We start from the raw sequence: 19,890 nt of genomic DNA, 5'->3' as shown, positions 1-19,890 counted from the left end.
TAAGCACTCTTGGTTAATGAGACAAATGAAGCATCAGTTTAAATTTAATCCATTAGCGACTGCGATTTTTACCCTTTTATGTGGTAGCTCAATTTCCAGTTATGCTGATTCTCTGGATGAGCCATCAGCGCTTGATAATCAACAACTAAAACAAAGTTTAAATGACACCTATCCGGGTCAGGCTTTTTTTGAACAGTATTATGTTGATAAATCAACCCCTGAAGCCCAGCAACGTCATGGTCAAGCGCTCACTGCTGCCTATTGCCAAGGTGCATGGGTTACCCCGATTGCACCCGACACAAATGTCTCTGATGGCTTAGATGCAACATCAACCTTAACTGCAGATTATGGTCACTATAATCCCAATGGCGATTCTGTGCTTGAAGGCAATGTGGTGATTAGCCAACCAGGGCGTGAAATCCGTGCCGACAAAGTCACGCTTGATCAAACCCAGACCTTTGCCAATGCCGAAGGTCGAGTTCAATTGGCGCAAGGTGGTCTTTTATCACAAAGTGATCAGATTAATTACAATTTAAAAACCCAGCAAGGCGATTTAAATAACAGCTATTACATTGCTGAACAACAGCATGCCTATGGCTATGCTGAAAAAATTGCCAAGACTTCAAATGATGTGGTGGTTTTAAACAATGCCACTTATAGCACCTGTCCACCGCAACAAAAACCAACCTGGAAAATCCAAGCCGACGAGATTGAACTCAATCAAGCCACCGGTCGCGGTCAAACACGTGGCACTAAGCTATATATTAAAGACACCCCTGTTTTAGCTGTGCCTTATTTTAACTTCCCCATTGATGATCGTCGTACTACAGGTGTATTGACCCCAAGTTTTGGCTTTACCAGTGACGGTGGTGCAGAGATTTCGTTGCCGATTTACCTCAATTTAGCCGCTAACTTTGATGCCACGCTTACGCCACGCTATTTGGGTAGTCGTGGTGCAATGCTCGAAGGTGAATTTCGTTATTTAACTGAAAATTTCGGTCAAGGTCAGCTGTTTGGTGGTTACCTACCCTCTGATGATGATTACAATAGCGAAGATCGTAAGCATTTAAGTTTTGATCACGATTGGCAAATCAATGATCAATTCAATACGCGTCTAGATTACAACTATGCCTCAGACAAAGATGTATTTACCGATCTTGATAATAACCCAAACTCCAAAACCGACTTAAATTTGCGTCGTGCATGGGAACTTAACTATCGTAATGGCATTCCAGGTTTAAGAGCACAGCTTAAAGTTGAAGATTTCCAAACCTTAGATAAAAATATTTCTGATCTTGATCGCCCTTATGCACGTTTACCGCAGTTCTTGCTCAATTACACCGGTGGTAATCCACAAGGTTTACAATACGAGTACAACAACGACACTGCTTATTTTAAAAAAGATCTAGATTTACTGAGCAATAATAATCCAGATGCTCTTCAGCCAAGTGGCACACGTTTGTACAATGATTTTGCAGTACGTTATAACTACCGTACACCTTGGTCATTTGTTTTACCTGAAGTATCGTTACGTAACGTCAATACCTTCTTTGACCAAGATACGCGTGACGCACAAAGTCAAACCCAATCGTCAAGCAAAAACAAATCAGTCACAGTACCACAATTTACTTTAGACACAGGTTTAACCTTTGAAAAGCAAGGTGATTTCTTACAAACTCTTACGCCGCGCCTGTTTTATGCCTATGCACCATACGAAGATCAAAATGGCTATCCAAACTTTGACTCTGTAAATGCCTCAATTAGCTATGACCAATTGTTTAGCGCACGTCGTTTTTATGGTAATGACCGTTTAGAGGACAATAATTTTGCATCCTTAGGTTTAAGCTATAGCTTGTTTGATGATGTGGGTCTAGAGCGTTTAAAAGCCAGTGTCGGTCAAAGCTTCTTTTTTGAAGATCGCCGTGTCAGTTTAAACAATCAAAGCGATGAATTTGACCGTGAAAACCGTACAGGTCCTGTAATTAGTGTCGCCAGCCAATTATCTGAAAATGTACTGGTCAGTGCCAATAGTGCTTGGATGTCTAATGGTGACAATGCTCAACGCGATTTACAAATGTTCTATACCAACGACTATGGTCAGTTGTATAACGTCGGTTATTTCCATCGCCAAGGCTTACAAAACCGTCAAGACGATTATGATCAAGTTGTCGCATCATTTATTCAGCCTCTGTCTGAACAATGGCGTATTTTAGGTCATGCACAATACGATATTGATAACAATGTGGGGCGTGAATATTTACTCGGCGTGAATTACGAGTCGTGTTGTTGGGGCGTATCGGTTTATGGCCGTTCGTACTATAACGATCTTGATGATGTGAATGCACCAGAGGCTAAGCCTAAGCGTGCCGTGATGGCAGAATTTAGCTTAAAAGGCTTAGGTGGTTTTAATAATAAACTTGTATCTTTAATGCAAAACCGTATTTTAGGTTTTGATCAAACTCAGCAATCTTGGACACAGCGTTAATGAAGACCAAACAGTTAAAAAATTTCATCAAAGCAAGTGCATTGGCTGTGCTGATGTCAACCAGTATTCCAACATTTGCCCAAAGTAACCAAATTGTAGCTGTGGTTGACAATAGTGTGATTTTGGCCAGCGATGTCATGCAAGCCATGACACAAATACAACAACAATATGCCGCTCAAAAACGTGAAGTTCCCCCTCAGCCTTACTTTGCTCAAATGGCGCTTGAACAGCTGATTAACCGTCAAGCACAACTTGAACAAGTCAAACGCTACAATGTGCCTGTAGATGAACAAGCACTTAATCAAGCCACTTTGAGTGTGGCGCAAAAAAATGGCTTTAAAGATTTAAATAGTTTTCAAAAAAGTTTAGATAGCAAACAAACCGGCAGCTACGCCCAATTACGTAGCAGTATTGCCGCCGATTTAAGCTTAGAACGTGTGCGTCAGCAACAAGTCACTTCACGTATTAAAATTAGCGATCAAGACATCGCTAACTTTTTAAAAACCCCGCAAGGTCAAGCTGCACTTGGTACACAAGCACACGTTTTGCATATGCGTATTAGTGGTGCAAATGCTCAAAGCGTCGCTGAACAAGTCAAAGTAGCTTTAAATGATTCTAATGATGTGAATGCGATTGCCAAGCGTTTTAGTCAAAATGGGGTGAGTGTTCAAGGTGCAGATATGGGCTTTCGTGCCTTATCGGATATTCCTGCTGAACTTGCAGCACGCATTACACCACTTACCAAGGGTCAAACCTCTGAGCTGATTGCATCAAGTGATGGTGTTCATGTGATGAAATTGCTTGAGCGTAAATCGACTGAGCAAAAAGTTGTGGTACCACAATACCAAACGCGCCATATTTTGGTAAAAACCTCAGAAGTGGTCAGCCCTGAAGCAGCTAAGCAAATGATTGATAATTTATATAGCCGCTTACAACAAGGTGAAGACTTTGCGACATTGGCAGCTACTTTTTCCAATGACCCAGGGTCTGCACGTGATGGTGGCAGCTTAGGATGGGTTAATTTAGGGATGATGGTGCCTGAATTTGAAGCAAAAATGAAAAGCACAACGGTAGGTCAGTTCACTCAACCCTTTGAAAGTCAATTTGGTTGGCATATTTTGCAAGTGACTGATACCCGTCAGCATGATATGACCCAAGAATATCAACAGCGTATTGCACGTCAAATGTTAGCTGAACGTCAGTTTGATGCAGAGCTTGACAACTGGTTACGTGAAGTACGTAATAATGCCTATGTGGAAATTAAAGACCCACGCTTAGACAGTAAAAATAACGCTTCTTGATAACCCAAAGCCAGTGCATGCACTGGCTTTTTTATACTTAAATGTTAAGCATAAAAAAAGCCTCGCAATCGCGAGGCTTTTTAAAGGTATCAATTAACGATTGTTGTCGTCTTCTTGTACATCATCAAATTTTGCATCGTTGTCAAAACCTTGACCAAAACCACCAGCAGGTTGACCGCCAAAGCCACCTTGACCGCCGAAGCCGCCAGCAGGTTGACCGCCGAAGCCGCCTTGACCACCAAAACCGCCTTGACCACCGAAGCCACCTTGACCACCAAAGCCACCTTGACCACCAAAGCCACCCGTTGGTTGACCGCCGAAGCCGCCTTGACCACCAAAGCCACCCGTTGCTTGACCGCCGAAGCCGCCTGCTGCTTGACCACCAGCAGGCGCACCAGCAGGACGTGGATTACGTGCAGGAACTACTGTAGAAATCGCGTGTTTGTAAACCATTTGGCTTACTGTATTTTTTAATAAAACAACGTATTGGTCAAAAGATTCGATGTGACCTTGTAATTTAATACCGTTTACTAGGAAGATAGACACAGGAATGCGTTCTTTACGGAGAGAATTCAAGAACGGATCTTGTAAAGTTTGACCTTTAGACATGTTATAACTCCAAAAAATAAATTAAAAATCAGCGCAAAAAAGCTATCTTCATTTTTCAATTAAAAATTATAAAAAAGATAGCCGTTAAATTTTGCTTTATCTGTAACGGTTTCGCAAGTCTTCTTGTGCCTGCTTTATGGTTAAATATGTTTGAAATTGATGCGCTTCTTGCAAAGAACGTAACCAGGTATATTGACGTTTTGCCAGTTGTCGTGTTGCAAATAAAGCTTTATCTTGCATTTCTTGAATACTTTGTGGGGTTTGCTCACCTTTTTGTAGAAAATCTAACACTTGGCGGTAACCTACACAGCGCATAGAAGGGATTTCCGGGCTTAAATCGTATTTTTCCATAAGTGAAACCACCTCATTTAAAAATCCGATACCCCACATAATCTCTAAACGCTTTTCGATTCTTTGATGTAATTCACCACGCTCTGGCATTAAGGCAAAATTGTGAAAGTTGTAACGATAAGGCTGATTTTTAGGTTGTTCTGCTTGTAATTGGCTAATGGGCTTGCCGGTTAATTGATAAACTTCGAGCGCACGAATGATGCGTTGTTTATCACTAGGTTTAAATTTTTCAGCCGCTTTAGGGTCTACAGCACACAGCTGCGCATAAACTTCATCCCAACCTTGTGTTTGGGCTTGTCGTTCAATTGCACGGCGCACCTCATCGTCAGCATTGGGTAAATTATCGGCTAAACCTTCTAACAACGCCTTAAAATACAGCATGGTACCACCCACTAAAATTGGGGTTTTACCACGGGCATGAATGTCATCAATTAAACGCGTCGCATCACTGACAAATTCAGCCGCCGAATACACTTCAAGTGGACTAATAATATCAATTAAATGATGCGGATATTGCGCTTGCTCTGCTTTAGTAGGTTTGGCTGTACCAATGTCCATATCTTGATAAACCAAAGCTGAATCGACTGAAATCAACTCAAAACCACCTTGTTCATACAGTTGACATGCCAAAGCGGTTTTGCCGCTTGCAGTAGGTCCCATTAAATTGATGACCGGCAATTGTGTTGACATGAAAACTACTCTCCTCGAGCAAAAAGTTTATCGAGCTGAGCCAATGGAAAGGCGCGCCACGTCGGACGACCATGGTTACATTGACTGGCAAATTCGGTACGTTCCATCTGACGCAGCAATGCGTTCATTTCAGATAGACTCAGCATACGGTGCGCGCGTACCGCACCGTGACAGGCCATGCCTGCTAAAATTTGATCACGCTTTTGTAACAAGCCTGCGGCTTCATCACTTGGATCTAAGTCATTGAGCAATTGCGGCACCAAGGTTGCAAAATCGGCTTTTTGTAAAATAGCCGGCACGCCACGTACAATCACTTGATCTTCACCATATTGGTCAATATCTAAACCTAAACGTGACAACTGATTTTTAAGTTCATTGACACGTAGCGCTTGCATACGACTAATACTGACCACTTTGGGAATGAGTAATTGTTGTGACATCCAAAACTCAGGTTGATCCCATGCAGTTTTCATTTGTTGCAAGACAATACGTTCATGTGCTGCATGCATATCAACAATAATTAGCCCGTCGTGGTTTTGCGCCAAAATATAAATGCCATGCAATTGCGCAATTGCCGTACCCAATGGATACTCATCCACAGCAGCAGTAGGCTCAAAGGTGGTGTCTACGCTTGAAGAGATGGACTGTTGCTCAGGCATCTGCTCGGCTGCATCACGCAATGGCGCTAAATAGCTTTGTATGGCATTATTGACTTGGGCTGAAGGTTGATACTGACTACGAGCAGAATAGCTCACAGTGCGCCCAACATCACCATTGTTGGGTATAACAGGTTCAACTGTTGCCCTGTGCAGTGGCAATTGTTCTTGTTGGGTGGGCATGGGGGCTGTAACAACAGTTGGTGCTTTCATGGCTTGGGCTAAATCAGCGCTTGCAGTTTGAAACTGGGCTAAAGTCGCTTTGGCATGATGGCGTACAAATTCGTGCACTTCACGTTGATTTAAAAAACGAATTTCGTTTTTGGTTGGATGCACATTGACATCAACTTCTTGCGGATCAATCTGTAAAAACAACAAGTAACCCGCGTACTGATGACCATGTAAAATGCCCTCATAGGCCATTTTTAAGGCATGTGCCATGGTTTTATCTTTAACAATGCGCCCATTGACATAAACATATTGTAAATCGGCTTGGGCACGAGCATCAGAGGGATGCCCCAACCACCCCGATAAACGTAAATGCTGTCCTTGGGCATCTATCCAATAGGCATTTTGACTAAATTGTTTACCTAAAAGTTGCTGTACACGTTGAGTACGTAACTCACCACTGTCGGCAATGGCAAGATTTAAACGAATTTGATCGTTGTGTTCTAGCACAAAACGGATGTCAAAATGAATTAAAGCAAGGCGACGCACCACCTCTTCAATATGGGCAAATTCGGTGCCGGGCTTTTTTAAAAATTTACGTCGTGCCGGTACATTAAAAAATAAATCTTGTACCCGAATATGCGTGCCTTTTTGTGCAGCCACCGCCTGTACCTGCTGTGCATCAAAAGCAGTTCCATTGACCTCTACCCGATAACCAATGCCGTCATCATCTTGGCTACTGGTAAGGCTTAAACGCGAGATGGCCGCAATAGAGGCTAAAGCTTCACCCCGAAAACCTAAACTGGCAATCGCATGTAATTCATCAGCATGATAAATTTTACTGGTGGCGTGGCGCATCACCGCTAAACTTAAATCATCACGATGAATCCCACGTCCATTGTCTATGATTTCAATCAGTGTGGTGCCGCCTTGCGCCACCCGAATGGTGATCTCGGTCGCACCTGCATCTATGGCATTTTCAAGCAACTCTTTGACCACCGAAGCCGGACGTTCAATGACTTCACCTGCCGCAATTTGGTTGGCAAGTGCTGCATCTAGAGTTTGAATACGGCGCACACTGACTGCATTATTCATGACTAAAATGGCTCTTTAACGCATGATCTAACTGAGCATTGTTACTGCTTAAAGTGGCAATACGGCTTAACTCATCTTCAGATTTTTCGATATTGATGATTAATTCAGCTGCCGGGATTTCATCGCCACCTTTAGACGGCCATTCAAATAAGCATAGAGCATTGGGTGTGTCTAAATAATCACGAATTCCCATCAATTCAAGCTCATAAGGGTCGTTTAAACGATACAAGTCAAAATGAAAAATATCTTGCCCCTGAATTTGATACGGTTCAACCAAAGTATAGGTAGGGCTTTTGACTGCACCTTGATGCCCCAAACTTTGTAAGAAATAGCGACTTAATGTGGTTTTACCCGCTCCTAAATCGCCAATTAAATACACAATACCTTGCTTAAAATTTGCCGCCAACACTTGGGCTAAGGCTTGGGTATCATTTTCATTCTTCAATTGAATTTGGAAGGAATACTGCATAATACTCACGACAGGATGGCAAAGATCGAATATCATAACATTGCCCTGTTGCAATGCCCATGTTCAGCAGTGGAATTGTCTATTTTTTAGCAAGGCTCGGCATGATTGATTCTGCATTTACCCCACCCATGATCAATGGCGTCACTGCCAGTAAAGTATTTTTACCGCAGGTTTGCCCCATGCCTTGCAGCATTTATGCTTATTTAACGCAAAATTTTGCACACATTGCAGCAAGTGAGTGGCAACAACGTTTTGAAGCAGGGTTAGTCTATAATCATGTGGGACAAAAGCTGACCATGACAAGTGCTTATACGCCCAATCAGCATGTGTTTTATTATCGTTTTTTAGCACATGAAATTGAAGTGCCGTTTGAGCATCGTATTTTGTTTGAAAATGAACACTTATTGGTGGTCGATAAACCACATTTTTTAACCATCAGCCCCACCGGTCAATATGTACAACAAACTTTATTGGTACGTTTAAAACAACAGACCCAAAATCCTGAGCTTACCCCAATTCATCGACTGGATCGTGAAACCGCAGGCATTGTCTTGTTTTCTAAACAAGTAAAAAGTCGCGCAGCCTATCAGCAAATGTTTGCCGAGCGTTTGGTTCACAAAACTTATCATGCTATTGCGCCCTATGCGCCAAGTTTAAGTTTTCCATGTACAGTTAAACTGCGCATGCAAAAAGGCGAGCCATTTTATACCATGCAAGTGCTAGATGGCACAGCCAACAGTGAAACCTTAATTGAAATTCTTGAACATAATCAAAGTTTTGCCAAGTATGTGCTACAACCGATTACAGGCAAACAGCATCAATTGCGCGTACATTTAAACTCTCTCGGGCTTGCAATTTTAAATGATCCGTTTTACCCACAGGTGTGTCATAAAGCCGACGATGACTTTAGTCAACCTTTACAATTACTGGCACAACACATTGCATTTATTGACCCCATTACGCAACAGGCGATGCAATTTAGCTCATCTTTTCAGTTAAATTTACCCTGTCATTCAAATGACATCTCGCTTTTGCAAAATAAGCCAAAAAACTCAATTTGTTATGCCTCAACAAATGGATCTACTGAGCAACAATAAGCCTTGGCTGCACTGACAACAACCTACTAAGCTCAAAATAAAACGCATTAAAGTCACAAAATATCAACGCTCCAAGGCGCAGCACTTTTATATGCTAAAACACAATAACAATAAGGAGCGATACATGATTGTTCGCCGTGCCACGCAATCAGACTTAGCTGCTTTAGCGGTGTTGTTTGATGAATATCGTCAATTTTATGGTGCTTTAACAGCGCTTGAGCAGTCGCATGCTTTTTTGCAGCAGCGTTTTAACAATCAAGAAAGTGTGATCTTTATTCACTTAAAAGATGACACCATCACGGGTTTTGTGTTGCTGTATTTGGGTTTTTCCTCGGTGTCCTGTGCCAATTATTATATTTTAGATGATGTTTATGTCAGCCCAAACTATCGTCGCCAAGGCGCAGCACGACAGCTGATTGATACTGCCATGTTATTTGCCCAACACCAAGGCGCATTACGCTTAAGCCTACACACGCAAAAAAGCAATCTACAATCACAGCACTTATATGAAAGTATGGGCTTTGTAGCAGATCACGAGTTTCAGACCTATCACTGTTTTTTACAGTGATTGATCTCGGGTTTTGGCCTGAGCCAGTTGAGTTTCGCTTAAATATATCCACTCACCTTCAGCCAAATCCTGTGGCAAAGCAAATTCACCAATTTGCTGACGATGCAAACGCTCAACTTTATTGCCCACCGCAGCCAACATACGTTTGACCTGATGATAGACACCTTGATGAACCGTCATTTGCAAATGCTGTTCGGCTAAACGTGTGACATCTGTTGCAGCAAAAATACCCTTTTCGTTACGTAATTCAACGCCTTGAGTCAATTGTGCCATCTGCCCATCTGTGACTACATCGGCAGTATGCATTTGATACACTTTTGGCACGTGCTTTTTAGGATGGGTCAGCGCTTGTAAAAACTGACCATCGTCGGTGAGTAACAATAAACCTGTGGTGTCTTGATCTAAACGTCCCACACATTGAAGACCACGACTGAGCAATACCGCATCAAATAAATCAAACACACTAAAATGGTGCGTGGCTTGATGTGAGCATTCATAACCTTGGGGTTTATTTAAGGCAATATAGACCTTTTCACGGTATTGATAGGCTTGATCATCTACCTGAAAATCAGGCTGTTTTAAGTCAAATTTATATTTTAAATCGGTGATGATCTCGTCATTAATACGCACCAAGCCATGTTTAATTAACTGCTGACAGGCTTTACGTGAACCAAAGCCTTGCGATTGCAACATTTTTTCTAACAACATGACTCAACTACTTCTAACAACAAAAAGCGTATTTTAGCCTAAAATTGTAGAAAATGTCGGTTGGGCTTACAATGCATGATCTTTGTTTTGGCCTATGTCTATGCTCTCCCATTTAGATGTCAATTTGGCTGTGTTGTTGCTGTTACTGGTGGTGGGCGTCTTGAGCCACAATAGCGCAGTGACCATTGCGGCTGCGGTATTAATTGTGTTTAAAATCACACCATTGGCTGAGTTTTTTCCTTTATTACAACAACATGGTCTCAATATTGGGGTGATTATTTTAACCATTGGTGTACTTACACCGATTGCCAGTGGCAAAATTCCAGGCGATGCAATCTTAAAATCTTTTTTACATTGGAAATCTTTACTGGCGATTGCTGTGGGCATGTTTGTGGCTTGGTTAGGTGCGCGTGGGGTCAGTTTAATGAGTCATCAACCCAATATTGTGGCTGGTTTATTAATCGGTACAGTGGCCGGGGTCGCCGTATTGCGCGGCGTCCCTGTGGGTCCACTAATTGCTGCAGGGATTTTATCCTTGCTGATCGGTCAATCTTAAAGACTTATTAAATAATAAATGTACCAATCCTAAGGCCAGCAAAGACATCAGCAGCATACTGATGCCCACACCTGACCAACTGTGCGTGGTTGCCACCAACATGGCACAAAATGGTGGAAAGACAAGCTGGGCCAAAGCAGAACATTGTAAAGTCAAACCTATGGTGGCGGGAATGGCAGCCGGCTGCGGTGCCACATACATGGCACAAGAAAATACACTAGCAGGAATTAAACCACCCACTAAAGAGAACAGCACCACACATAAATATTGCATGGCAAAATTAAGCTCAGTTGGTAAGGTGTAAAAGCTTATAGCACAAATACTGAGCACCAAAAAACCAACCCGTATTAACGTGACCGCTGGATAACCACCTTGTAACAAGCGTCCACATAAGGCAGTACCCACAGCATTACTCATAGCAACAAAAGCAGTTAAACTGCCCGCCACAGTCAGGGAAATTTGATTTTCAGCGTAAATGGTGGGTAAAAACCCAACCAAACATAACCATTGTCCCGCGTACAAGGCAAAAACCAGTGCCAATAGCCAAGCAGGACGATGCCCCAAGGTGAGCTTTAAAATTTGTCCCACTTGCTGTTTGGCATTGGACGTGGTGTGTGGCACATAAATATAAATGATTGCTGCCAAAACAAAACTTGCTATGCCATAAGCTACCCAAACGCCTTGCCAAGTGGTGTAGTGCAATAACCACGGCGTAAGCAGTAAGGCGATCCCCATACCACCGCCCATATAAGCACTCCATACACCTAAGGCTTTTTGTAATTGATCACTAGATACCAACTCACGCAAATAAGCCGCGCCAGTTAAGGTCACCAATAAAAAGCCCAAACCCTCACCAGCACGTAACAGCAATAACATATTTAAGCTGCTAAACATTGCGCCACAGGTGCTGGCTGCCCCTAAAATTATTAAACCCAACAGCATGCAACGTTTAAGACCAATCCGTTGGCTATAACTGCCCAAGAGCAAAGCCAACAACATGCCTGCACCTTGTACCAAGGACAATAAAATACCGGCTTGTACCAAGCTTAAACCTAAGCTTTGGGTGAGTACTGGCACACTGGCTGGCAATTTTCCCACATGTACTGCTGCCATAAATCCAGCAACAATAATCCATAGCTCACGGCGCATCATGTTTCCTTATGTTTTTCACACGCACATATTGCAATGCTTAGGTTAAAAAAATAGCGGCTGTAGCACTGCTTTGAACACCACAATACAGCTTAAGTGGTCGTTTTAGTGGTAATACGACTGTCGCTTTTGTGAAAATTTGGCCAATTGCTTTAAAAACCCATCAAAATAGCCTTTGTCTTTATCTTCAGTCCGAAAGCCTGCATATAGGGTCCGTCTTAAACCTTCTTGCGCCACACAATCTAAACGCCGTGAGGTGACCCAACCCTTTTGCTCATATTCATTGACTACCCAGTCTGGCAGGGCTGCTACACCACGACCACTGGCCACCAACTGAATTAACATTTGGGTTAAATCGGTGGTGCGAATACTTTTGGGCTGAATATTGGCAGGAATAAACAGCTTGGCCATAATATCAAGGCGATGCTTGTCCACAGGATAGGTAATTAAAGTTTCCTCGGCCAAGTCCTGTACGCTAATGGATTCAGCGCGGACTAAAGGATGCGTTTGTGACAGAACCAAACGTGATTCGTATTCAAAAATGGCAAAATATTCAATGCCTTTTAACGCAATCGGGTCGGCAGTAATCAGTAAGTCAAATTCAGAATGTTGTAGCAGCTCATGTGGATTGGCTTCAAAGCCTGAGGCAAAGTCTAAATCTACATCAGGATATTGCTGACGATACTGATTTAACAGTGGCATCAACCAATCAAAACAGCTATGACATTCTGAGGAAAAAATAATGCGTCCGGTTTGCCCATGCACAATACGAGTAATATCGGTATGCGCAATTTGCAATTGCGGGATCATCTCATCGGCCAATTTAAGTAGGCGTTGACCAACCTGTGAAAAACTCACCGGACGGCTACGACGATTGACCACCTCAACCCCATACCAATGATCAAGCTCTTTGAGTTGATGCGAAATTGCCGATGGGGTTAAACACAAATCACTGGCTGCTGCCACCAAGGAACCATGTTCACGCAGCGCAAGTAAGGTTTTTAAATGCCGAATTTCTAACATAACGCCTAGGTGTTAAAGATGAATAGCTTTCAATTTAGCATAAAAATTATGATTATAATTCATGTAATGCTTTAAAACCAACTCAAAATGGTTTGAATCACCACCGCATTCATAATATCCACAAAAAATGCCCCAGATAGCGGAATAATTAAAAAGGCTTTATGGGAGGGGCCATAAGTATTGGTTACAGCTTGAATATTGGCAATCGCGGTGGGAGTGGCACCTAAACCTACACCACATTGACCCGCACACAGCACTGCCGCATCATAGTTTTTACCCATCACTTTAAAAGTCACAAAGTATAAATAAAGTGCCAATACCAAAGATTGTGTGGCTAAAATCAATACTAAAGGACCTGCTAAATCTGCCAGCATCCACAATTGCAAACCCATAAGTGCCATGGCTAAAAACATAGACAACGAAGCATTACCAAAAACATCAATACAACGATCAAACAGTTCAATTTTAAAGATATGTTCAAGACTATTACGCAGCAGCACACCTGCGGCTAAAGCCCAGACAAAGGTAGGAAGTTCAAACCATTGTCCACTGGCAACGGTTGCCATCCAATTGGCAAAATAAATACACGCAGCAAACATACCTAAGGTCAAAACAGCATCTTCGGCAGTAATGAGACGGGTTTTTTCAGGATATTCAAACGGAGCGACTTCTGCAGCAGGTGGCGCAGGCTCTAGGCTTTTTTCAAGCGGTTGCTCAGGTGCAAGCTGATAACGCTGAATTAAAAATTTTGCTACAGGGCCACCCATTACCCCACCAATAATCAATCCAAAAGTGGCGCTGGCCATACCTAAAACAATGGCACCTTGTAAACCGTATTGTTGTTCAAATACCCCACCCCAAGCACCAGCCGTACCATGCCCACCAATGAGGGTAATGGAACCTGTCATTAAGCCAATTAATGGCTCTAAACCCAACAGGGTTGCCAACCCCATGCCGACTGCATTTTGCAATAATAGGTACATGAAAATACACACTAAAAATAGCAATAAGGTTTTGCCACCTTCTTTGAGTTTGGCCACACTGGCACTTAAACCCACCGAGGTAAAAAACATCAGCATAAAAGCGCTTTGAATATCAGCATTAAAGCTTAAACGCACATCAAAAAATTGAAACAACAACAATGTCACACAGGCTGCAACTAGCCCACCTGCCACAGGTTCAGGTAAATTGTAACGCTTTAAAAAAGCAATGCGGTTCACTAAGCGTTGTCCCACAAACAACACCATCACCGCAATAAAAATCGTTCCAAAAGCCGTTATTTCCAGATTCATTTTATATCCGAGTTCTTGTTTTGTATTGCTATAGTAAAGTGCAATCTAATCAAGACCCGTTTTAAAATGTAAATCTTGGCGTATAGCTCAGTTTAAAACCCGTTTTACTGGCTTTAAAGCACTGTGCTACTTAATAAATAAAAGCGCCAAACGCACTTGGTCATAGCCCATACGTGGTGTGGTTGCCTCAACAATCGGGCGCAATTTAATTTGACCGTCTTCATTGAAATGTTCAGGATTTTGGCGCTTGATTAAACGCTTATAAATTTTACGCACTTGCTCTACCACATCTTCACCGGGATGCGCTTCTGAAATATCTAAACCTTCTTTTTGTAATTTGGCCAAATGATTGATGATGGTGGCAGGTGTTAAACCACGTTCGGTGGCAATATCTTGAATATGATAGCCTTCTTCAAACAGCACACGGGTTTCTTCGACCGTTTGCACACCTAAATTGGCTTTGCTTGTAGTTTTAGCAATTTTCTTTTGATTACGCTGAATTTCTGCTTCGTTTAAAGTGCCACCGCAGTGACGAATAAATGCCTTATGCTGCAAGCTTAAATCTACATCTAAGAATTTATCTTCTGCTTCATTAGAGAGTTCTTGAAAACGACGATCCGCTTTTAGTGCCAAGGAGTCTAATTCTAAAGCTTGTAAATTAAAGCCAAGTAAACGTAAACCACTTAAACTTTTTAAACGTGACAATGCCACATAGCCTTGCCCTTTTTCAAAGGTATGGGTGAGATTAATTTCAGCGGCAGCCAAGGTCATACCTTGGGATTTATGAATGGTGATGGCCCATGCCAAGCGCAACGGAATTTGCTGAAAACTGGCTATGGTTTTACCGGCATCATTATCCACCGACCATGTTTCAGGCTCCACAAGCAAAGTAGTGCCATCGGTGAGTTCTACTTTTGGCAATATTCCATATTCATCATCTTCTTCAAAACCTACCACTTCGCCTAAGCTGCCGTTGATATAGCCTACATCAAAGTTATTTTTAACAAACATAACTTTGGCATGTTTTTTTAACACCAAGCTCTCAGGCGCACGTACCGATGATTTTAAGGTTTCAACCAACTTGGCGTTGCCATCACATTTGGCATCAAACTGTTTACCATCGGTGGCAATGGCATGTAAGTGTTGGTAGTTAATTTGATCGACATCGGCATTATGGGTATAAAGTCGAGTAAAAGTATCGCCAATGTCTTGTTCACGGGTGTTTTCAAGTGCTTGAATATGCTGCTGGCTAATACTTTGGCTGCGAATAGCATTTAAAATATCATTTAAAATATCGTTGCCTTGGCGATGTTGCTCGGTCAAATAACAGACCCGAAATTTAGCTTCCACCCAAGCATCTGACATAAAACAAAATTTATCACGATTGCGCTCGTCAGATTTGCCCACAGGTGGCAACTGAAAAAAATCCCCTGCCACAATCACCTGAATACCGCCAAATGCCTCATCGCTTTCTTTAAAATATTTAAGTACTTGATTAACTAAATTGAGCTGCTTGGCATGTAGCATTGAAATTTCATCAATAATCAAGACTTGGGCATTTTCTAAATGCTCTTTTAAGTACTTACGCTCTTTCATGTTTTTTAAATCATGATCGCTTAAGACATCTTTAATACCAATGCCCGCCCACGTATGAATGGTCATGCCGTTCATATGAGTAGCTGCAATGCCTGTGGACGCGGTAATTGCCACCGGCACTTTACGCGCTTTTAAATATTGAATGTACTGATTTAAGGTATAGGTTTTGCCAGCGCCTGCCGAACCGGTTAAAAAGACGTTTTCGCCTGCTTTTAAAAGCTTGAGCGCAGTTTCTTGTTTCATAAGCCTATACCATCAAAGAACGCCTGTAGCCTAGCATTTTTTGACGCAGATTTCAGCTCTCATGGTCAAAAGCTGTCGTGCTTATATATTTATTTAAACTATAAGCTTAGTCCTAAAACACTGCATGGTAGGTGTTTGGTAGGTTGTCTTTGCCTTTTAAAGTTTAGATACTCAAAGCAACGGTGAGGCTCACCGAGCATAATCACAACAATACGAAAAAAAGGAATTTAACTATGGCGTTTAAACATCTTGCCGACCAAACCAACGGCTTTTATATCCCATGTGTATCTTTATTTGGACCCGGCTGCGTTAAAGAAATTGGCAATAAAGCCAAAAGTTTAGGCGCAAAAAAAGCCTTAATTGTGACTGATGCCGGTTTGTTTAAATTTGGCGTGGCTGACATTATTGCCGGTCATTTAACCGAAGCTGGCGTACAAAGTCATATCTTCCCCGGTGCTGAACCCAATCCAACCGACATTAACGTGCATAACGGCGTAAATGCCTACAACGAACATGGCTGTGATTTTATTGTTTCTTTAGGCGGCGGTTCATCCCATGACTGCGCTAAAGGCATTGGCTTGGTGACAGCAGGTGGCGGGCATATTCGTGACTATGAAGGCATTGATAAAAGCACCGTACCTATGACTCCCCTCATTACCGTAAACACCACCGCAGGTACAGCCTCTGAAATGACACGCTTTTGTATCATTACCAACACCGACACGCATGTCAAAATGGCGATTGTCGATTGGCGATGTACTCCACTGATTGCCATTGATGATCCAAAACTAATGCTGGCCAAACCTGCTGCATTAACAGCAGCTACGGGTATGGATGCTTTAACCCATGCGGTTGAAGCGTATGTTTCCACTGCAGCTAACCCAATTACCGATGCGTGTGCTGAAAAAGCCATTAGCATGATTAGCGAATGGCTCAGCCCTGCAGTGGCGAATGGCCAAAACTTAGAAGCGCGTGATGCCATGAGCTACGCCCAATACTTAGCTGGTATGGCCTTTAACAATGCATCACTCGGTTATGTCCATGCTATGGCACATCAGTTAGGTGGTTTTTACAACTTGCCACACGGCGTATGTAATGCTGTTCTTTTACCGCATGTATGCGAATTTAACCTCATTGCTTGCCCAGATCGTTATGCCCGTATTGCAGAATTGATGGGCGTAAATACTTATGGTTTAACCGTTACTGAAGCGGCACATGCTGCCATTGATGCTATTCGTAGCTTGTCTAAATCCATCGGCATTCCTGCCAATTTATCTGAATTAGGTGTAAAAGAAGAAGACTTAGATGTGATGTCACAAAATGCACAAAAAGATGCCTGCATGCTGACCAATCCACGTCAAGCCACCCATGCCGATGTGGTCAATATGTTTAAAGCAGCCATGCAAAGCCCTGATGCCGGCATTGTAAACTTTAAAGCGGCAATGTAAGTTTTTCCCAAGTTTTACGCTTACATGCTTTTGGGGTCAACCTCCTCTTGAGGGGGTGCCCTTTTTTTATTTGACAAGCAGTCGTAAACTGATCAAAGATGCACTTTTACAACAATAACATGTTACACAATTATGGCGAGTTTCTTACAGTTCCCCCTTCACTATGACACTGACCCCTTAACCGGCTTTGACTGTGCCACTTTAAACTTGCCAGATGACCATCAAGGTACAGTAATTGCCAAACTGATTCGTCAAACTGCCCCACATCGCACTCAAAAAGCGGTGCTGTATATTCACGGCTTTATTGACTATTTTTTTCAAACTGAACTTGCTCAGCAATTTAACCAACACGGCTATGATTTTTATGCCCTAGATTTACGTAAATACGGGCGTGCGTTGTTGCCACATCAACAGGCTTACGATGTACAGGATTTACGTGAATATGATGCAGAAATACATCAGGCTTTAGATGTGATTTGGCGCGAAGGTCATCAAAGCTTAATTTTAGCCGGACATTCAACCGGTGGCTTAATTTGCACCTCGTTTGCTGCACGCCACAGTAAACATCCCCTCATTAAAGCTTTATGGCTCAACAGCCCATTTTTTGATTTTAATTTAAACAGCTCAGTGCAAAAATTCTTACTGCATCACGTGGTAAAATTGGCAAACATTGTGCCTAATTTAGCCGTGCCTAGTGGCTTAAATCCTTTATATGTGCCGAGTTTGCATGAGGACTTTGATGGTGAATGGTGTTTTGACTTAAAACTTAAACCGCAACATTACCCACGGGTACGGTTAAGTTTTATTCATGCAGTCTATCGCGTACAGCAACAGTTACAACAAGGTATTTCGCTGCATTTGCCTACCCTTGTCATGCACAGTCAAAAAAGCAGCTCACCCAAAACCAAGAGCAAAGATGTCAACCATAGCGATATTATTTTAAATGTAAATGACATGGTGCGTTGTGCCAAACAGATCAAGGGTGATGTCAGCATTGTGGCTGTGGAAGGCGCATTACATGACGTGGTGCTGTCTCAACCTGCAGTACGCACATTTGTCTATCAACAGCTTTTTGCATGGTTACAACAAAAAGCACTTTAATGGGCTTTATATTTGAGTAAATTTTGATGCACGGGATGTTCAATCGGCATCAGTTCAATCAGACGTTCAATGGCATCAATTGCCTCAGGACAACGGGCTAAATGTCTGAGCAATACATCGGTTTCATTGGCTTTAAAAATGGCATCACTTAAGCGTGATTCTAAGCAATCACGCCATGCTGACAAAAATGGACTTTCTGTTTTGGCTAAAAACACCCCAGAGCAAAGTTTTAAAGCAGCAGTGGTCGCACCACGGTCTAAAGCATGTTCAGCTTGTAAAAAGTCAGCTTCTACATCTGCCAATAAACGATAAGGACGTGAACCTAGCAAGCCACCCAACAGTTCACGCAATTGTGACATTTCTGCTTTTAAAGTCCCCATACTCACTTTACGTTCACCATATAAAGCTTGGTGCAAAGAATCTAAGCTTAGACCTTGCGGGCACAGCGCTAAAATGGTCAAGATTTCAATTTGACGTGGGGTAAGCACTAAAATTTTACCGTTAAACAACACTTGCGGCACACTAAAAGCACGGATATACAAACGTTGGCGCTGACATTGCAATAATGCACTTTGAATAATTGCAGCACAGCGCTCTGCTGCCAATACCCCTAAACTATTGTGCTGATCCCAAATGGTAGATAAATCCACTACGCCTAAAATTTGTTTTGAATATGGATCACTAATGGGAGCCGCATAACAGACCCAATTGTGGACCGAGGGCATATAGTGTTCATTGGAAAATACCCAGCTCGATTGCTCGGTCTTTAGACTCAAAGCCAAGGCATTGGTACCCACTAACGCTTCACACCACTGCCCACCTTGTACAAAATGCACATTTTCTGCCTCGCGTTGCATCTGTCCTTGTGCAGCACTCCATACAATGGTGCTGCCCACATCGGCAACTGCTAAGACCATATTGGCCTGTGTTGCAATGGTTTTAAGCTCATCTTCGCAATAAGCTAGGGCATGTTGTAATGGACTGAGCTGTGTATCTAGACGAATTAAAGGTGCTGCCATACGTTCTTTTGGAATATCGGCACGGGCGGAGCGTTGCCATGAGCGTATGATGCTCTCGCCTAAAGCATGGCTGTTTTGGATTAGGCTATGTGGATTATGCTTAAATTGTTCAATTTGGTGTCTTTTTTCAATCAATTGGCTTCTATTCATTTTTTTTATTCCTTTAAACCAGTCTCAAAAAAACGCGCATCCTACGCATTGCTTATGTAAACAATTGTCTTGATCTTGTAATAGGGCTTTTGCCTACCTTTTTCCAACCTTATGCT

General features: G+C 42.4%; 17 protein-coding genes. 7 read left to right on the top strand and 10 right to left on the bottom strand.

The annotated features are described in order from the left end of the window. Positions 1–25 precede the first annotated feature (25 nt). Both Q0017_RS00545 and Q0017_RS00540 read left to right on the top strand, forming a co-directional pair. A complete protein-coding gene (locus Q0017_RS00545; RefSeq protein ID WP_298141478.1) occupies positions 26–2,485 on the top strand; it encodes an LPS assembly protein LptD in 2,460 nt (819 codons plus the stop codon). Next, the gene (locus tag Q0017_RS00540; protein ID WP_298141474.1) at positions 2,485–3,786 is read left to right on the top strand and encodes a peptidylprolyl isomerase; all 1,302 of its coding nucleotides are present in this window, start codon (positions 2,485–2,487) and stop codon (positions 3,784–3,786) included. The genes Q0017_RS00545 and Q0017_RS00540 overlap by 1 nt, the downstream gene beginning before the upstream one ends. Before the next feature lie 93 nt (positions 3,787–3,879). On the opposite strand, the gene hfq is transcribed toward Q0017_RS00540, so the two are convergent. The 4 genes from hfq to tsaE all read right to left on the bottom strand — a co-directional run bounded on the left by hfq (position 3,880) and on the right by tsaE (position 7,824). Further along, on the bottom strand, positions 3,880–4,395 hold the full coding sequence (gene hfq, locus Q0017_RS00535; RefSeq protein WP_298141471.1) for an RNA chaperone Hfq: 516 nt from the start codon (positions 4,393–4,395) through the stop codon (positions 3,880–3,882). Positions 4,396–4,491: 96 nt separating this feature from the next. Then, positions 4,492–5,436, bottom strand: a complete 945-nt coding sequence (gene miaA / locus Q0017_RS00530; protein WP_298141468.1) for a tRNA (adenosine(37)-N6)-dimethylallyltransferase MiaA — start codon at positions 5,434–5,436, stop codon at positions 4,492–4,494. A gap of 5 nt (positions 5,437–5,441) precedes the next feature. Then, positions 5,442–7,355, bottom strand: coding sequence for a DNA mismatch repair endonuclease MutL (gene mutL / locus Q0017_RS00525; RefSeq protein WP_298141465.1), 1,914 nt, complete (start codon positions 7,353–7,355; stop codon positions 5,442–5,444). Beyond that, positions 7,348–7,824, bottom strand: a complete 477-nt coding sequence (tsaE, locus tag Q0017_RS00520) for a tRNA (adenosine(37)-N6)-threonylcarbamoyltransferase complex ATPase subunit type 1 TsaE (RefSeq protein WP_298141682.1) — start codon at positions 7,822–7,824, stop codon at positions 7,348–7,350. The genes mutL and tsaE overlap by 8 nt, the downstream gene beginning before the upstream one ends. Before the next feature lie 101 nt (positions 7,825–7,925). On the opposite strand from tsaE, the gene Q0017_RS00515 reads away from it, so the two are divergent. Both Q0017_RS00515 and Q0017_RS00510 read left to right on the top strand, forming a co-directional pair. Further along, positions 7,926–8,921 (top strand): RluA family pseudouridine synthase, encoded by a 996-nt coding sequence (locus tag Q0017_RS00515; protein WP_298141462.1) that lies wholly within the window; start codon positions 7,926–7,928, stop codon positions 8,919–8,921. A 124-nt stretch (positions 8,922–9,045) separates the two neighbouring features. After that, complete coding sequence (locus Q0017_RS00510; RefSeq protein ID WP_298141459.1) at positions 9,046–9,489, top strand: GNAT family N-acetyltransferase; 444 nt, start codon at positions 9,046–9,048, stop codon at positions 9,487–9,489. On the opposite strand, the gene Q0017_RS00505 is transcribed toward Q0017_RS00510, so the two are convergent. Next, entirely contained in the window at positions 9,481–10,197 is a 717-nt protein-coding gene (locus tag Q0017_RS00505) for a pseudouridine synthase (RefSeq protein ID WP_298141457.1), read from the bottom strand. The two genes, Q0017_RS00510 and Q0017_RS00505, sit on opposite strands and share 9 nt — an antisense overlap. A 100-nt stretch (positions 10,198–10,297) precedes the next feature. On the opposite strand from Q0017_RS00505, the gene Q0017_RS00500 reads away from it, so the two are divergent. Next, on the top strand, positions 10,298–10,753 hold the full coding sequence (locus Q0017_RS00500; RefSeq protein ID WP_298141679.1) for a DUF441 domain-containing protein: 456 nt from the start codon (positions 10,298–10,300) through the stop codon (positions 10,751–10,753). Here Q0017_RS00500 and Q0017_RS00495 read toward each other — a convergent pair. From Q0017_RS00495 to Q0017_RS00480, 4 genes are all read right to left on the bottom strand, one after another. Beyond that, positions 10,727–11,902 carry a CynX/NimT family MFS transporter gene (locus Q0017_RS00495; protein WP_298141454.1) on the bottom strand — a complete coding sequence of 392 codons (1,176 nt, stop codon included), beginning with the start codon at positions 11,900–11,902 and terminating at the stop codon, positions 10,727–10,729. The genes Q0017_RS00500 and Q0017_RS00495 overlap by 27 nt on opposite strands. A 105-nt stretch (positions 11,903–12,007) precedes the next feature. Beyond that, entirely contained in the window at positions 12,008–12,925 is a 918-nt protein-coding gene (locus Q0017_RS00490; protein ID WP_298141452.1) for a LysR family transcriptional regulator, read from the bottom strand. A gap of 71 nt (positions 12,926–12,996) precedes the next feature. Next, entirely contained in the window at positions 12,997–14,217 is a 1,221-nt protein-coding gene (gltS, locus tag Q0017_RS00485; protein WP_298141449.1) for a sodium/glutamate symporter, read from the bottom strand. A gap of 126 nt (positions 14,218–14,343) precedes the next feature. Then, positions 14,344–16,056, bottom strand: a complete 1,713-nt coding sequence (locus Q0017_RS00480) for an AAA family ATPase (RefSeq protein WP_298141446.1) — start codon at positions 16,054–16,056, stop codon at positions 14,344–14,346. A gap of 233 nt (positions 16,057–16,289) precedes the next feature. Here Q0017_RS00480 and Q0017_RS00475 point away from each other — a divergent pair, with 233 nt between their 5' ends. Next, positions 16,290–17,504: an iron-containing alcohol dehydrogenase gene (locus Q0017_RS00475; protein ID WP_298141444.1), complete on the top strand. Its 1,215-nt coding sequence runs from the start codon at positions 16,290–16,292 to the stop codon at positions 17,502–17,504. 132 nt (positions 17,505–17,636) lie between these two features. After that, positions 17,637–18,605, top strand: coding sequence for an alpha/beta hydrolase (locus Q0017_RS00470; RefSeq protein ID WP_298141441.1), 969 nt, complete (start codon positions 17,637–17,639; stop codon positions 18,603–18,605). Here Q0017_RS00470 and Q0017_RS00465 read toward each other — a convergent pair. Next, on the bottom strand, positions 18,602–19,774 hold the full coding sequence (locus Q0017_RS00465) for a transcriptional regulator (protein ID WP_298141438.1): 1,173 nt from the start codon (positions 19,772–19,774) through the stop codon (positions 18,602–18,604). The two genes, Q0017_RS00470 and Q0017_RS00465, sit on opposite strands and share 4 nt — an antisense overlap. Positions 19,775–19,890: the final 116 nt, after the last annotated feature.

The sequence above is a fragment of the uncultured Acinetobacter sp. genome, assembly GCF_947624825.1.
Classification (GTDB): domain Bacteria; phylum Pseudomonadota; class Gammaproteobacteria; order Pseudomonadales; family Moraxellaceae; genus Acinetobacter.
The sequence above is the reverse complement of the archived record's forward strand: the minus strand, read 5'-3'. Positions and strand labels throughout refer to the sequence as shown.